The 16,080-nt window shown below is 56.4% G+C and carries 13 protein-coding genes and 2 riboswitches; of the genes, 4 read left to right on the top strand and 9 right to left on the bottom strand.

Going from position 1 to position 16,080, the window contains the following annotated elements:
- Positions 1-13: 13 nt before the first annotated feature.
- The 7 genes from CFB04_RS07565 to CFB04_RS07595 all read right to left on the bottom strand — a co-directional run bounded on the left by CFB04_RS07565 (position 14) and on the right by CFB04_RS07595 (position 8,358).
- Positions 14-2,068, bottom strand: a complete 2,055-nt coding sequence (locus tag CFB04_RS07565) for an ATP-binding protein (RefSeq protein ID WP_088534707.1) — start codon at positions 2,066-2,068, stop codon at positions 14-16.
- On the bottom strand, positions 2,052-3,215 hold the full coding sequence (gene ercA / locus CFB04_RS07570; protein WP_088534708.1) for an alcohol dehydrogenase-like regulatory protein ErcA: 1,164 nt from the start codon (positions 3,213-3,215) through the stop codon (positions 2,052-2,054). The genes CFB04_RS07565 and ercA overlap by 17 nt, the downstream gene beginning before the upstream one ends.
- A 518-nt stretch (positions 3,216-3,733) precedes the next feature.
- Positions 3,734-4,315, bottom strand: coding sequence for a TIGR00730 family Rossman fold protein (locus CFB04_RS07575; protein WP_088536742.1), 582 nt, complete (start codon positions 4,313-4,315; stop codon positions 3,734-3,736).
- Positions 4,316-4,317: 2 nt separating this feature from the next.
- Complete coding sequence (locus CFB04_RS07580; RefSeq protein ID WP_088534709.1) at positions 4,318-5,556, bottom strand: MFS transporter; 1,239 nt, start codon at positions 5,554-5,556, stop codon at positions 4,318-4,320.
- 199 nt (positions 5,557-5,755) lie between these two features.
- Entirely contained in the window at positions 5,756-5,935 is a 180-nt protein-coding gene (locus CFB04_RS07585) for a CsbD family protein (RefSeq protein ID WP_088534710.1), read from the bottom strand.
- 166 nt (positions 5,936-6,101) lie between these two features.
- Complete coding sequence (locus CFB04_RS07590) at positions 6,102-7,724, bottom strand: ATP-binding protein (protein WP_088534711.1); 1,623 nt, start codon at positions 7,722-7,724, stop codon at positions 6,102-6,104.
- 184 nt (positions 7,725-7,908) lie between these two features.
- Positions 7,909-8,358: a MucR family transcriptional regulator gene (locus CFB04_RS07595; protein ID WP_088534712.1), complete on the bottom strand. Its 450-nt coding sequence runs from the start codon at positions 8,356-8,358 to the stop codon at positions 7,909-7,911.
- Between the two features lie 311 nt (positions 8,359-8,669).
- Between CFB04_RS07595 and CFB04_RS07600 the strand changes: the two genes are divergently transcribed.
- Complete coding sequence (locus CFB04_RS07600) at positions 8,670-9,347, top strand: cation transporter (RefSeq protein WP_088534713.1); 678 nt, start codon at positions 8,670-8,672, stop codon at positions 9,345-9,347.
- A gap of 565 nt (positions 9,348-9,912) precedes the next feature.
- On the opposite strand, the gene CFB04_RS07605 is transcribed toward CFB04_RS07600, so the two are convergent.
- Both CFB04_RS07605 and CFB04_RS07610 read right to left on the bottom strand, forming a co-directional pair.
- Positions 9,913-10,674, bottom strand: a complete 762-nt coding sequence (locus CFB04_RS07605) for a methyltransferase (RefSeq protein ID WP_088534714.1) — start codon at positions 10,672-10,674, stop codon at positions 9,913-9,915.
- A 22-nt stretch (positions 10,675-10,696) separates the two neighbouring features.
- Positions 10,697-11,581, bottom strand: a complete 885-nt coding sequence (locus CFB04_RS07610) for a DUF2156 domain-containing protein (protein WP_369833252.1) — start codon at positions 11,579-11,581, stop codon at positions 10,697-10,699.
- A 193-nt stretch (positions 11,582-11,774) separates the two neighbouring features.
- Here CFB04_RS07610 and CFB04_RS07615 point away from each other — a divergent pair, with 193 nt between their 5' ends.
- The 3 genes from CFB04_RS07615 (at position 11,775) to CFB04_RS07625 (ending at position 16,076) form a co-directional block, all read left to right on the top strand.
- On the top strand, positions 11,775-12,485 hold the full coding sequence (locus CFB04_RS07615; protein WP_088534715.1) for a Crp/Fnr family transcriptional regulator: 711 nt from the start codon (positions 11,775-11,777) through the stop codon (positions 12,483-12,485).
- Positions 12,486-12,789: 304 nt separating this feature from the next.
- Positions 12,790-12,866: riboswitch (cyclic di-GMP riboswitch) on the top strand.
- 83 nt (positions 12,867-12,949) lie between these two features.
- Positions 12,950-13,038, top strand: a riboswitch (cyclic di-GMP riboswitch).
- Positions 13,039-13,087: 49 nt separating this feature from the next.
- A complete protein-coding gene (locus CFB04_RS18050; RefSeq protein WP_088534716.1) occupies positions 13,088-13,813 on the top strand; it encodes a dockerin type I domain-containing protein in 726 nt (241 codons plus the stop codon).
- 34 nt (positions 13,814-13,847) lie between these two features.
- Positions 13,848-16,076 carry a discoidin domain-containing protein gene (locus CFB04_RS07625; RefSeq protein ID WP_088534717.1) on the top strand — a complete coding sequence of 743 codons (2,229 nt, stop codon included), beginning with the start codon at positions 13,848-13,850 and terminating at the stop codon, positions 16,074-16,076.
- Positions 16,077-16,080 lie beyond the last annotated feature (4 nt).

The following is a 16,080-nucleotide window of genomic DNA, read 5'->3' on the forward strand; positions in this document are numbered from 1 at the left end:
AGAAGGTGATCTGTTACTCGGATTCAGTTTTTTTCTTTCGAAGAAGAGACAACACTGTTTTTATGCCGCGCTCCACATCCAGCGGCTTCGTCTGATAGATATCCATTCCGGCAGACAGGCATCTTGCCTCGTCTTCGGGAAAAGCATGGGCGGTCATCGCCATGATGGGTATGTGTCCGGCCCCGCTCTTCTCTTTCTCGCGGATGATACGAGTTGCGGTAATGCCGTCCATTTGGGGCATTTGGACATCCATGATGATCAGATCGTACTCCCCCCCTTCCCATTTCTCCACGGCCTCACGCCCAGTCCGGGCCAGATCCATCTCCAGCCCGTGGTATTCGAGCATGCTCCTGAGAAGCTCGGATGCGAGGGGATCGTCTTCCGCCACCAGGATACGCACCCTCTCCCCGCTTCGATGCACCGGTCCGGCAGGAACCGGACCCGGTTCTCCCGGCATCGACGTCGGCTCCTCCCGCAGCGGAACCGTGAAGGAGAAGGTGCTTCCCACTCCCTCTTCGCTCTGCAGGGTTATTGCTCCTCCCATAACTTCTACGAGCCGTCTGCTGATGGCGAGGCCCAGCCCGGAACCGCCGAACCTGCGGGTGTCCGAGGGATCAAGCTGCGTAAAAGGGCGGAAAAGGTGCCCTACCCTGTCGTGTGGAATTCCGATGCCGGTATCGGTAACGGTGAATTTCATGTCGACTGTTCCGCCGGCAGCCCGGGAACCGACAGCGACTGACAACGCCACCTTCCCCTGCGGGGTGAATTTCACCGCATTACCCAAAAGGTTCACCAGCACCTGCCTGAGCCGTACAGCGTCCCCCGCAAGACGTTCCGGCACATCATCGGCGACGGACAACAGGAGGGAGACGCCTTTGCTGCGCGCTTCCACTACGAACAGCTCGACGACATCGGAAACAGCCTCGCGAATGGAGAATGACTCTTCCTTGAGCAGCAGCTTTCCGGCCTCCACACGCGACAGGTCCAGAACATCTTCTATTATGCGAAGAAGGGAGCGTGCGGAACGATCGGCCTTGGCGAGCATCTCTTTCTGCTCGGTGGGCACCTCCCCCGCGTACCCAGCCATCATAAGCTGGAGAATCCCCAGAATCCCGTTGATCGGCGTCCGGAGCTCGTGGCTCATGTTGGCGAGAAACTGCGATTTTGCACGGTTGGCGGCTTCGGCGGAAACTCTGGCCTCTTGCAGCTCCTCCTCGTATTTTTTCCGGGGAGTGATGTCCAGAGCAATCCCATGCATGCCGAGAGGGAGCCCCCCCTGATCGTAGAATCCCCTTCCTTTGCTTAAGACCCACCTGAAGGAGCCGTCAGGCAGGCTTACACGCATCTCCATATGGTAATCGGCATGATCGCGCAGTGCGTTCGACACCGCAGCATCCACCGCTTCCCGCTCCTCTTCGGCTATGGCATTCAGGAATGAATCATAGGTAACTGTGAAGTCAGGGGGAAATCCGAACAGCTCTTTGCACCGCGTGCTCCAGATCAACTGATCCGATTTCAGGTCCCAGTTCCATGTGCCGATTCCTGCTGCGGAAAAAGCAAAGCGCAATCGCTCCTCGCTCTGTTTGAGTTCCTCCTCCGCCTGTCTGCGCTCCCTTATATCCCGGGCTACGGCAACCCCGTACAGCACATTGTTGAAGGAAACCAGCCTGAAGGTGATCTCCACCGGGAACCCGTTGCCGGAACACCTCGTGAGTGAAGACTCGATGACCTTCTCGCCGCTGCCGGCTTCCCCCGAAGAAACGGCTCCCCTTAGTGCTACGACTGCGTCATCGGGGAAAAAATCTTCCATGTGCGCCGACAGGAGTGTCTCCCGCAGACACCCCATCTCTCTACAGGCTGAAGAGTTGACATCGACAATGCGAAGTGAGGAGGCTTGAAACAGAAAGATGCAGTCACGCGTCTGATCGAGAAGCGCCCTGAAGCGCTCCAGTTCGTCGAGCTTCTGCTGGAGCTGCGGAAAGTACGTCTTACGCACCGAACGCTCGCCGAGACCGATGATCTTCTCACGTTGCGCGACCCAATCCGCCTCGTCAGAGCGCTTTTTCATAGACCCCCTCAACCTCCTCTTTCCGGGGGCGTCTCGGATTCGTGAAGAGACAGGGGTCCTCCATGGCTATTTCCGCGAGCCGTGGCAGGTCCCCTTTTGAGACCCCCAGTTCTGAGAGACGATGGGTGCCCCCACCCGTACCCGCCACACTTTTCAGTCTTGAAACGAGAATCGTTTCGACATCGTCGTGGCTCATCCCGTTCAGACGAATCCCCATCGCCTCCCCCACGTGCCGGTATCGCTCCGGCACGGAGGAAAAATTGAACTCGACAACGAATGGAAGGAGCAGCGCGTTGCACTCGCCGTGGGGCGCGTCGAACATGCCGCCGACGGCATGAGCCATTGCATGCGTCATCCCGAGGCTCGTATTTGAGAAAGCGAGTCCCGCGTGAAGGCTGGCCATCATCATTCGGCCCCGGCAGTTGATGTTGCGGGGGAAGTCCAGAGCTGCCTGAAGGTTTGAAGCGACGGTTCCGACAGCCTGCAGCGCGTGGAGATCCGTTATGGGAGCGTGGGCCGTCGAGACGTATGACTCTACTGCATGGCACAAGGAATCCATGCCCGTATGGAAGGTGAGTTCGGGCGGCATGGAGGTGGTGGTGACCGGATCGATCAGGGCGGCATCGGGAACGATGATCTTGCTGATGATGGCGAATTTCTTCCGCCGCTCCCGGTCGGTTATTATGGCGAACTGGGAGACATCTGCGGCAGACCCCGCAGTGGTCGGAACACATATCAGAGGAGGAATGGCCATGTCGACTCTGTCCACCCCTTCGAATTCCGCAATATGGCGGCCCGTGGCGGTGACTATGCCTATCCCCTTGGCGCAGTCCATGGGACTTCCCCCCCCCACGGCAACAATGCTGTCGCACCCTTCGTGCCTGAAAATGCGAGCCCCCTCCTGTACCTCCTCCGCCTTCGGGTTGCTGGTCAGCGAGGTAAAGAGCGAAAAGTGAAGTCCGACATCTTCAAGAGCATTGAGGACGTCCTGGGTCCAGCCGGCCGCAACTACGCCAGGGTCACTCACTACCAGTACCTTGCGTGCTCCAACATTAAGCGCATATCTCCCGGCTAGTTTCCTGGCTCCCACACCGAACACGAACTCCGGTGCCACGAATTTCCGCAATTCAAGGTCGGCAGTTTCCATCGCCTCCTCCAGCTGCAACGTATTATTCAAATTTTATCACTGCGAGACTAAAACCATAGTGAAAGGGAATGGATACGTCTTGGAATCGACGAGAATGGAAAACGGCACAACAGGTAACGTATTGAAGTTCAGAGGAAGGGAAAAGATGGCGTCTCATGCTGAACGCCGAAAGACGGCGCTGAAGAGAACTCCGGACGGAGAACAGCAGGATGGTCGTGGGTGCTCTATGGAGCGACGGCGTCACTCTTTGTTATAATTTCCATGGAATCTCGAAATTCTTATGGAGGAGGAGCTATGGGAGGATTCAGAAGAAGAATCGGCGACAGCCTGTGGCACTGGTCGACATCGTGTGCCGACTGGCCGAAAGAACAAGAGTCGGTACACCTCCACGAAGACGAGTACCCGGAGCGCCGTTGCCCAAAGTGCGAAGCATCGAGCCTGTGCCGATTACCCCCCTCCCCTGCGGGCTGATTAGACAACGGCCGGTTGTCGAATCGGGCAGCCGGCCCCATCAGTCCTTACGTCTCCTCCCGATCTATCCATCTCCGCGTATGAGGCCGGCTGAATGCCCTCATCTCCTCAAGAGCCCGTTCCGGCTCGTACTCCACGATAATGGAATTGCGGCTCGCAGGCTTAAGGAATCCTTCATCTACGCAGTGGTCGATGAAGGCAACCAGATGGTCGTAGAAGCCACCGACGTTGAGAAGAGCGAAGGGCTTCGCGTGCAGGCCGAGCTGACTCCAGGTGGCGATCTCGAAGAACTCCTCCAGAGTCCCCAGCCCACCGGGAAGAGCGGCGAATCCGTCGGAGAGTTCGGCCATGAGTGCCTTCCGCTCATGCATTGAACCCACCACATGAAGTGCCGTGAGTCCCCGGTGCGCCACCTCCTTCGCCTCCAGTGCCCTGGGAATGACGCCGATCACCTCCCCTCCTGCAGCGAGGGCTGAATCGGCAAGCGCACCCATGCAGCCCACATCCCCCCCTCCATAGACCACCCCGATCCCCTCCCCGGCCAGCAACTCGCCGAATCGGCGTGCTGTTTCCAGGTAAAGAGGGTCTTTGCCGGTGCTCGACCCGCAAAAAACGCAGATTCTCCCGATTTTCAAAGGTACTCCTCGAAGTAGTCCAGATCCTTGCTGAAGGTCTCCTCCAGCTTCCATAGTGAAAGAAGCGCAACTGCCATGCAGAGTGCACCCACCGCGAGAGCTCCGGCTTCAAGCCCAAGAACCTTGCGGCTTTGCTGGAAAAGGAGCGTGATCGGAACCACCATGCCCCGTACGAAGTTGGGAACGGTGGTAGCCACTGTCGCGCGGAGATTCGTCCCGAACTGCTCCGCGGCCACTGTTACGAAAATCGCCCAGTACCCGCTCGCGAAGCCGAGGAAGGTACAGATCACGTAAAATCCTGCGGGGGTGGTTGTCGTTCTCAGAAAGTAGAGAGCAATGCCGGCAGCCGTCAGCATGAGGAAGATGAAGACCACTTTCTTCCTGCTCCCCAGCCACTGGCTTAACAGGCCACTGGCGAAATCCCCGAAGACGAGCCCGAGGTAGCAGTACATGACGGCATTCCCTGCGGAAACCGCCCCCTCCACGCCTAGAGCTTTTGCGAATTCGGGGGAGAAGGTGATGAGAATACCGACTACGAACCAGGTGGGGACCCCGATCAATATCGAATTAAGGTAACGGAAGAAGCGGCCGGCACTGGTAAATAGTGCGAAGAAATCTCCCTTGCGCACCTCCTTGGACGACATCTCCCGGAACATCCCGGATTCCGCGACGCTTACCCGCAGCACCAGGAGAAGCATGCCGAGTCCCCCCCCTATGTAAAAGGCATTTCGCCAGTCGAAGTTTGCCGCGACGAAATTGGCGAGAATGGCGCCCGAAACTCCTACAGACGCCACGACCATGGTGCCGTAACCTCGTACATTTTTGTGGAGAACTTCCGAGACCAGAGTGATGCCCGCGCCGAGTTCTCCCGCGAGCCCTACACCGGCTATGAAACGAAGGATCGCATACGCTTCGAGAGACGTCACCATCCCATTGGCAAAATTGGCGAGAGAGTAAAGAAATATGGAGCCGAACATGATCTGCAGCCGCCCCTTGCGGTCCCCCAGCACCCCCCAAAGAATTCCCCCGAGCAGCATTCCGGCCATCTGCATGTTCAGGAGAAATACGCCCCGGTCGATCAACTCCTGCCCGGACAGGCCGAGGGACTTGAGGCTTGGAACCCGCACGATGCTGAAAAGGACAAGGTCGTAGATATCGACGAAGTACCCTAGGGCTGCGACGATGACCGGGAGCGAAAAGATAGCTCCTCTGGCGGAAACATTCCCCTCGTGCATGACTTACCCCTCATGAAGATGCAAAATCGAGTAAATCTACCACAGCAGAAAGGATGGGAACAGAATTTTCCGTTGTATGGAAGAAGTGGTTGCCGGAAGGAATCGTGAGGGTTGGACGGATACGGCCCCCTCACACAGGGGCCGTACCGCAAACATGTCCATTATTGATCTGTATCTACCGAAGGTGCGGGAGTGTGACTCAGTGATGAACTCGTTTTTCCACTTTCCCTACCTTGTCCTGAGCTTTTCCCGCCACCTTCTCCGCCTTCCCCTTTGCTTCGAGTTTCGGGTTTCCCACAGCCTTACCGGCTGCTTCCTTGGCCTTGCCCTTAGCCTGATGAAGCTTCCCTTCAGCCTGGTCCCTGGTGCCTGGTTTCATGACTGTACCCCCTTTCCAGTGGAAGTTGACACTTCAAGTACCGGATACGAATTAAGTGAAGTATATCCTAAGCTAGTGGCGAGACAATCCGGAGAGACTGAAAACGGCTACACACCACAGGCGTCTGCCTTTAAATCTACCCTCGCCTGTTCAATTCGAGGATGCATCAGATAATGATCCTGAATTCCGCGCCATCCGGAGTATTGCGCACGGTGAGGCGGCCGTTCATATTCTTCTCGATAATTGTCTTTGACATGAAGAGGCCCACACCGGTCCCCTTCTCCGCCCCTTTCGTCGTAAAGTAGGGCTCGAAGATGCGGTCCATTATCTCGGGGGGAACTCCTCCGGCATTGTCGACTATAGTCACCACGGCGCTCCCCTCTTCTTCGGCGACCGTCACCGATATCTGCGGGTTTTCGGGAGACCGCTCCACCAGCGCATCCCTGGCGTTGTTCAGGATGTTTATCAGCACCTGGGAAAATTCGTTGGGGAAACCTTGTATGCCGGGATTCCCCCGGCTCGAATACTCGATACGGATTCCTTGATTCCTGAGACTCTCATAGAGGAGTGAAATGGTCTTTTCAACCACCGGGCAGACGCTGAACTGCTGCATCTCTTTGTTGGGTTTGAAAAAGTTCCTGAAATCGTCGATGGTACGCGACATGTGATTGATGAGCTGCATCGACTTCTCCACCATGGCCTGGAGAGTGTCACGGGTCAACTCGCCGAACTCCAGGTGCATCGGCAGTCCCTGGACGAGAAGGCCCAGGGTGTTCAGCGGCTGCCGCCACTGGTGGGCGATATTTCCGATCATCTCACCCATGGCGGCTTGCCGGCTCTGCTGGAGAAGGAGACGCTCCTTTTCCCGCAGATCGTCAACTGCCTCCATACGCCGCTCCATCTCCGCTTTCAGGGCCTCTTCCGCCAGCTGCCGTTCCGCCACCTCCCCTTGAAGGGCATGGACCGTCTTTGCGAGCTCCGCTGTCCGCACGTTCACCTGCCGCTCAAGTTCAATCTCGGCCCGGCTTTTTTCAGTGATCTCATGGACGTATCCTGCGATCCCGATTACGCGCCCCTCTTTATTTCGCCACGGTGTGTAGGCAGCCTCGAATACTCGCTCCACCCCCAAAGTCAGGGTGATGTCTACGCCTACTTGCTCCTCACTTTGCAGAACCCTTCGCTTCAGCTCCGTAAGGTATTGCGCGTCATCGTGAGAGAGATAATCCCAGTCGGTTTTCCCGAGCAGTTCTTCACGACGAAGAGGGGGTATGGCTTTACCGACCCATATGTAGCGTAGTTCCAGGTCCTGGATAAAAATGGCGTCGGGAGAACTTTCCGCAACGAACCGCAGCAGTTGCTCGCTTTCCCGTAGAGAATCCTCAGCCCGTTTGCGCTCCGTGACTTCTACCCTGCGGCGGACCTCCTCCTCAGCCCGGACAAGCGCTTCGTTCCCGGCAGATGCCTCCTGCATGGCTTCCCGTATGGCGGGAGCGAGCCGGGCAAGATTGCGGTATGAAACTATGTCAGTGGCCCCTTTTTTTACAGCCGCGACCGCGTCTTCGACGCCGATTTCATCGCAAAGGAGAATGAGCGGGCAATTGACAGCTTTGGGCTGACCCACGGATGGATCAAAGTCAGCCAGCACGAGATCCGCGTCGGCTGACCGGAAGGATGCGGCATAATCTGCGACGCCCGCCACCTCCGCCTTCAGGTCCGCTACTTCCAGCTCATGCCGCACAAGCTCAGTAGCAGCCGGATTACGATGCAGATGCACTATTCTAAGAGTCATCCCGGCTCCTTGCGCAGACCAATAAAAAGAAGAACACTAATTAATATATTTAAACAAAAAAATCAATGTTGATTTTGTTCTGCTGACAGGGGAAAAAGCATTGGAAGAAGAGATGCGAACGGGGCGGGGAACGCGAGGTAAAAAGGCTGCCGGAGTTCCGGCAGCCTCCTATGCATGTAAAGGATCAGCCTTTTGTGGAAGCCTTCCCCTTGCCCTTCTTAACCCGTGCATTTCTAGCCTGCACGAGCGCAGTGATAAGTCCTTTTTCCTCGGCGATGCGTCGTTTCGACTCGCTGAAGCTGGATGCAGTGAGGGATTGGGTACGGGGGATGCCGAACTGCTTCCGGTAGTCTCGCGGGGTGATGTCATGTGCTTTCTTGAGATGCCTGGTGAGAGCCTTCATCCCACCCTTGCCGCATATCATGCAGATAACCTCGTTTTTGCGGAAAGCCTGCTTGAGCGTAAGTGCGGGTTTGACTTCCGCCTTTTCCGTCGCGATAGTTCCGCCAGATTCGAGGACTTTCAGGGCACCATGGACTTTCTCGATTTCCTGAATCAGCTCTTCCGTTGTCAAAGCGGTTGACGATGCGTGTGCACTGACGATTTCCGATACCATCTCCAGTAATGTAGCCATAGACATTCTCTCCTTTTTTATTGTAGTGCCTCGTCGGCCAAAGTCATTCCCATTCTGATATATCCTCGACCCGATGCCGAAGTAACTTGAGGCATAGTTGTAAAGTTTTTTTACATAAATGTAAAATAAATTTACACCCGCGAACAAAAAAAATATTGAATAAGGCCCACGACTAAGACCTTTCCCCTTACCGTTCTCCTGTCACTGAACTCACGGATATACACTCAGGACGGATTGGGTTATAGTGAGCCAAGAAAAGGCGCGGCTTTATGCACCAACCGACCATAGATAAACCACACCGGGAGATATGGATGAGAAGCGAAGGGGAGCAGAAATTAAAGGCTGGTGGTGATGCAGATTGCCTTTGGAGACAGGCGAACCTTCTCGCCGTCATAACGATCGTCTATAACATAGGCGAAGGGGCTGTCTCAGTATGGTTCGGAATTGCGGACGAAACCCTTTCACTCTTCGGCTTCGGGGTAGACTCATTCGTTGAAGTGATGTCAGGGATCGGGATCTGGCATATGATCCGCCGCATCAGGTCGAGCGGCGGGGAATCCCGCGACAGGTTCGAGCGCGGCGCGCTTACAGTCACAGGGTGGGCTTTCTTCATCCTCGCCGGCGGTCTTGGCCTCTCGGCACTGCTCTCCCTGTTTCAGTACCACCACCCGGAATCGACACTCTGGGGCGTCGTCGTTTCCGCCGTCTCCATTTCGTTCATGTGGCTGCTGATCCGGTTCAAAACGAAGGTAGGCAGAGCCCTGGGCTCGGACGCGATCCTCGCCGATGCCGCCTGTTCCCGTGCATGCCTCTACCTCTCGCTGGCTCTGCTTGCCGCGAGCCTGGGTTATACCCTTACGGGGATCGGCTGGTTCGACTCGGCAGGCGCGATCCTTATCGGGTCGCTGGCTGCGCGGGAAGGGGTGGAGTCCTTCAGAAAAAGAAAAGGCCTTGCATGCGGCTGCAGCGGAACATGCAGCAATGCGTGACCGTCAAACATTCCTGCATCGAAGAAAAAACCAGTAACATTCAAGACATGGAAACCAGGGGACCGTCAATATCATGTCGGATTGCAGAAATATTACAAAAAAGTGGATTATTCTTTGACGCTTCGGTTAAATGCTTGCTGCTGAGGGCTCTCTATCAACATCAGCTGTGGATATGATTGTTGAAAACTCCTCCTGCTCCTCTCCAGTGAATCAAAAAGACATGGAATGTAGCAAAATGCACAAAAAATAGTCATATTTTTTTGACTTATTTTGACCCGGTCGGAGACCTCATCCCGGCAGTACCGACGCCTCCGAATTGCCGGCAAAAAACGCCGGAATGCGGGGAAGGCGAGTCAAGCCTTCCCGACCCTCAGAAGGCCCACCTCCTACTCTTCATCCTTTTCCGGCAGGTCGCAGGAACATTTATCGGGGGTATTGTGACAGCCTACACAGAGGCCGTTGGACAGATCCCGCCCGCATTTCACGCACGACATGACTCCCATGGGGCACCTCCTCTCTCGCAAAGTCGCTATTACAACTTTACCAGAGGTATGGGGAATGGGAATCAGGCTGCTCGCGTTGCCGCCATGATTATCCTGCGAAAGGTAAAGAAGACCGGAGTAGTGGCCCAGACTTGCCCGAGCTTCTCCCGGTAGCGAGCCATGAACGGGTCGTGGAGGTCGCGTGGGAGGCGCTCGTAATAGGGGATGAGGGTCGTTCCTGCAGTCCAATCCGCCACTGCGCCCGAATCGGGAAGAAGGTGCGGATACACCTTTTCCAGAACGGTAATATCGACCGCTCCGGCATCATGAAGGATTTCGGCATAACGATCGATTTCCAACACGGGGGAGCGACGGACCCACCCGGAGAGAGCGGTTTTGAAAGGCTCTTCCTGTGCCGTCTCAACGATCAGCGTCTGTGAGGGATGCCTGTGATTGGCGGGAAGCTGAAGGGCTAGCTGCCCACCCGGCCCCAGGAGGTCCAGCAACGAGGGAATGAGGCTGGGATGGTCCTCGATCCAGTGGAGCACGGCATGGGAAAAGACCAGATCCCACCTGCCGGTGGTTTCGCCGACGGTCTGCCGGGCAAATGAAAGCCCTGGCCGCTCCCATTGCGATGCACGCTGGAGCATCTCGGCCGACGCGTCGATTCCGAGGACGGTGCTGCCGGGGAGCCTGTCCGCCAGGCGGCGCGTGAGTTCCCCCGTTCCGCATCCCAGGTCTATCACCGAGAGCCCCTCCCGGACCCGTATCAGGGCTACTAGATCCTCGAAGGGGGCGAATCTTTCCTCCTCAAATTCAAGGTACTTCTCAGGGTTCCAGGCCATTGCTCCTCCTCGATAGTGACGACTACCGTCGCTTCCTCACCTTGTATTTCTTGACGAGCTCCACCGGATGGTACGACAGCTTGGCTTCGCGCAGGTTCTGCTCCCCCAGGTCCTGCTCCCGGTTGACGAAGGTGCAATGCGTGAAAAGGAGCCGGCAGAATTCCCGGTTGACGAGCTGATAGAGCCCTTCAAGAAATGGATCGGCTTTTTCGAAGTGGCAGACGGAGGTATCCCGGCTAAGCTGTTCCCCCAGGGCGAACCCCTTTACCTCCCCCCCCACGAGGGCCACGACACCTTCGAGCCGCAGTCTCTCGGCCAGTTGAAGCGCTTCCATCGCCGCCTCCACCTCCATGATGAAGGAGGGGCTTTCGACCTCCTGCCTTACCCTGCGCCATTCCTGCAGAAGCCGGCCGCATCCTTCCGCAAAGGAAGCTGTGTAACGTTCGATCTTGCACTCGTGCCGGTTGAGGAAATAGTTGATGCGATTCTTCTTCTTGTGGAACCTGTTACCCGGCAGCTCCGCCAGATCGGACCGCAGGTATAGGTAATCGAAATCGTCGCGGTCCTCCACCGGTTCCAGACCTTCATAGACAAGTTCCTCAGCCAGCATCCTCTCGTCGACGCCGTACACCGCGACACCTTCATCCAGCAGTGCTTTCAGCCCCCCCCGCCGGTCTGCGCCGAGGGGAGGAAGCACGTACTCATCCCCCCCATACCCCCTCCCCCGAACGATAACCGCTTCTCCCAGCCGGGAAACCGAGTAACTGTGGGCTTTGCGGAAGAGATACAGGTTGGCGAAGGTAAGCTCGGAAATTCGCGGCTGGAAATCGGCGAGGAGAGGGTCGAACAGTTCCTTGTCGCCGAGATCCAGTTCCCGCGAGTCGGGATACCGCGGTATGCTGATCATGAGCTGTTCCCTGCGGGCCGAATTTGAAAACATGAATGAGCATACCCCGCGCAAACCTCAAAATCAACCGGCAATGGTTTAGCCGAAGAGGGAAACGGTGGGGAAAAGGACGTTTTCCCTGTTGACTTCCTGACAGAATATTCTAAAGTTAATTAGATTTTTATCATGCAAATTGCTTTCCCCACAGGCGCCCATGCCGACTAACAGGACACCAAACAGGCTGCAGGCCCGGGACATCATTCGAGCGATCCCTTTTTTTCGCGACCTTCCGGAAGCGGAATTCGATGAGATCGAACGTGTGATTATCAGGAAGAGAATCGCACGCAACCAGATCGTCCTCTTCGAGGAGGACACCGGCAACTTCATGTATATCATCTTCTCCGGCCGGGTCCGCGTAGTCCATTTAAGCGACGACGGAAAGGAGCAGATCCTGGCAATCCACAAAAGGGGGGAATACTTCGGCGAGATGTCCCTCTTCGACGGCAAGACCTCCCCCGCCACCGTCATCTCGATGGAGGAAACAGAGGTAGGGCTTCTTGCAAAACCTGACTTCCAGCGCATAGTCTACCGTAACGCGACCGCCCTCCACCACTTCATCGGAATGCTCTGCGACCGGCTGCGGGAGTCGTGGCTCATGCTCAAGATAATGAGTTTCGCCGACGCCGAGCAGCGCGTAAGGGCGGTTCTCAAGAACATGGGCGCCCTCTACGGCACCAAGGAACAACAGGGGGTGATACTCGCCCTGAAACTCACCCACCGTGACATCGCAAATTACGCCTCCGTCTCCCGGGAAACCGCCAGCCGCCTCCTCAGCAAATTCGTAAAATCGGGAGAGATAGAAATCCTCCGCAACAAGTTCATCCTCCTCAAGTCCCGTTTCCTCGACAATCTCCACGCATTGTGACGGCCGTCACACATTTCCCCTCCTGGTTGCATTATCATGCCACTGCCCATTAACCTCACCCACATGCCGTCAGACTGCCTTTTCAAAACAGATTGCACATCTGTTTGAGCCGGCAATCCCTGTCCAGTCCGAAATAACAGATTCTGCCTTTGCAATTTAAAGTGGGTGCCCCAACGGAAACGACAAAAGCGACATCCGTGTGACAGGTGTCACACCGTTTTCGAGGTTTTTCCCGTATTACTGATGAAAACAACGGAGCGGGACGCTTTTCGGAATGCCGAAAGGCGGGCGCCGTCCCAGTGATACACGACAATACTAAACCATCCGCGAGGATGGGGCGGAAAGCCTACAGGGTCTCACCGAGACAGCCGGGTTGCCGAAATATCATCTCATGATGTTACGGTCCCGGTTTTTTTATGGGGCATGATGATCAGCTAACCGTCCGACAAGGACTTTTAGATATTTGACGAAAAAGGCAAACCACTCCGAAAGGGTGGGACGCAAAGCCACTGGCCTGACTCCCGAAAACGGGAATGGCGGCAAGGCTGCCGGCAAATGCACTCCTTCTGTGCATTGCTCAGCCAACAGGAAGGAGTATGTCAATGGATTCATTCAGCACACATCAGCAGCATCATCAGGTTACATCGACCCGGAGCAGCATCAATAGAAGCATGGCATTCCTGTGCGGATTGTCGCTGCTCTTCTCAGCAACACTTTCCCATGCCTCGCAGGTAACACTCTACTGGGACGCACCCGCAACGTATGCCGACGGCTCGCCGATAACCGATCTGGCAGGTTACAAGGTCTACGCGGGCAGCTCTTCGGGCAACTACGACCAGCCCGTGGACGTCGGCAATAAAACCTCGCATACCGTTACGAATCTTCCCGATGAGGGGACTCATTACTTTGCCGTAACGGCTTATGACACAAAAGGGAATGAAAGCGGTTTTTCCAGCGAACTGGCACAGACTTTAGAGCCGACACCCGAGCCGGCGCCGACGCCGACGCCGGAGCCTGCACCAACACCAGAGCCGACGCCGGCTCCGACACCCGCCCCCGAACCGACGCCGGTCCCTGACCCTACGCCAGCTCCAGTGGTTAAAGGCATTGCAAAAGGAGACGTCAATGGCGACGGAGTGGTCAACATGCCGGACGTTCTCGCGACATTGAATGCGATCACCGGTACCCAGGGCTTAAGTGCAGAGCAGACAAGCAGAGCCGACGTATGGCCCCTGGACTCCAACGGCAAGCCGGCAGGAGACGGGACGGTCACCATGCAGGACCTTCTGGCAATACTGAAACGGGTCATTCAACCCTCCAGCTGGTAAAAACGGTTGTCTCGATAAAAGGAGAGTTTTACAGATGTCCGACGTACAGATCAGCACTGTCCGCAACAAACAGACCAGGCGATTCGTCTCGCTGGCGCTTCTTTCAGTCCTTCTGCTGAACTCGGTGCTGCAGTATCCGGAAGCTCATGGCGCCCAGACGACGCTCACATGGGACCACCCGGCTAATCCGGACGGGACCCCTGCGGCAAACGTAGGCGGCTACAAAGTGTATCAGGGAAGCATTCCTGGAAGGTATTCCCAGAACATCGATATCGGCAATCAGTCCACCTTCACGGTAGATCTTGCAGAGGGAACGACCTACCTTGCAGTTACGGCCTATGATGCCGCAGGAAATGAAAGTCCCTATTCCAACGAAGTCAGCCGGACCGTTTCACCCGGAAGCACCGGGAGCGCTCCCGGCATTTCCAAAACAGGCTGGCGCCTTCTCTATGCCGACAGCCAGGAGCTGAGTGGGGACCCTGGAGCAGCCATCAACGCATTTGACGGCAAAACCGATACGTTCTGGCACACGCAATGGATGAACGGCAACCCGGCGCCCCCCCACGAAATCCAGATCGACCTGGGGCAGAGCTACAACCTTACGGGGTTCTCGTACCTCCCCCGCCAGAACAGCATCGAGAATGGCCGGATCGCCAGGTATGAATTCTATGTAACCGACGGGGCAGACTGGAGTACCCCTGTCGCTACAGGAAATTTTTCCAACGACCTCTCTCTGAAGATGGTGTCGTTCCCTGCCAAGACGGGGAGATACATCCGGCTGCGCGCCCTGTCGGAGGTCAACGGAAACCCCTGGACCAATGCAGCGGAAATCAGCGTCACAGGCACCCCAGGCACCGGCACTGTGACCTCCTACACCCTCACTGCAACAGCGGGGATCGGCGGATCGATAAGCGCGGTCGGCAACACCGCCATAAGCCAGGGCACCAACCAGACATCGACCATAACCAGTGTTTCGGTCAACCAGGGCAGCAGCCAGACCTTCTCGATTACACCCGACACAGGGTACCGCATCAGTGATGTAAAGGTTGACGGTGTATCGGTGGGCGCGGTAAGCAGTTACACCTTCAACAGCGTGAACGCCGGCCATTCGATAGCCGCGACATTCTCGCAGGTCTCTTCACCTGCGGTCCCGCAAACCAACTGGCGGCTCGTATATGCCGACAGTCAGGAACTGGTTGGTGATCCCGGGGCGGCGCTCAATGCCTTCGACGGAAAAAACGACACCTTCTGGCATACGCAGTGGATGAACGGTAACCCCGTGCCACCGCATGAGATCCAGATAGACCTTGGTCAAACATACAACCTGGACGGGTTCTCGTATCTGCCGCGTCAGAACAACATCCAGAACGGCCGTATCGCCAAATACGAATTCTACGTGAGCAGCAACGGCACAAACTGGGGAACTGCAGTGGCCGCAGGAACCTTTGCCAACGATCTGACACTGAAATCTATCGGGTTCCCCGCCACGACCGGAAGATACATCCGCCTGCGGGCACTCTCCGAGGTGAATGGTAATCCGTGGACCAACGCTGCCGAGATCAACGTGACCGGCACCCCTGCCGCCGCAGGCATCCAGAGCTACGCGCTGACTGCAAGCGCAGGAACCGGAGGCAGCATAACTCCTGCCGGGACCACGACAGTAGCCGGCGGTAGTTCCAGGACCTATACGATCACACCAAGCGCCGGATACAAAGTGGCCGACGTAAAGGTGGATGGAATCTCGGTCGGCGCAGTCACGAGTTATTCCTTCAGCAACGTGACCAAAGACCACTCCATTGCCGCATCCTTCAGCGCGACTTCCGGCAGGGTCGTCTTTGCCACCAACTGTGGAGGAAGGCAGTTCACCGACTCGAACGGAGTCGTCTACCAGGCGGATACACGCTTCACCGGAGGCGCCACCAACAGCACTGCAACCGCCATAAGCGGAACCGTAGATGATCCGCTCTACCAGAGCTGGCGTTACGGAAACGCCACCTACAACGTGCCCGTGAGCAACGGCGACTACATGGTTACCCTGAAGTTTGCCGACTACCACACCTCTGCAGGGAAGCGACTGTTCAACGTGGCGATGGAAGGAATCACCGCTATCTCCTCCCTCGACATCTATGGGAAGGCAGGAAGTTCTTACAAGGCATACGACGTGACAATACCGGTCACTGTGAAAGATGGAGTGCTTACCATCAGGTTCACAAATCTCGTGGATCAGGCGAAGGTCAATGCCATCGTCGTCTCCACGAAATAAGAAA

The organism is Geobacter sp. DSM 9736 (assembly GCF_900187405.1).
Classification (GTDB): domain Bacteria; phylum Desulfobacterota; class Desulfuromonadia; order Geobacterales; family Geobacteraceae; genus DSM-9736.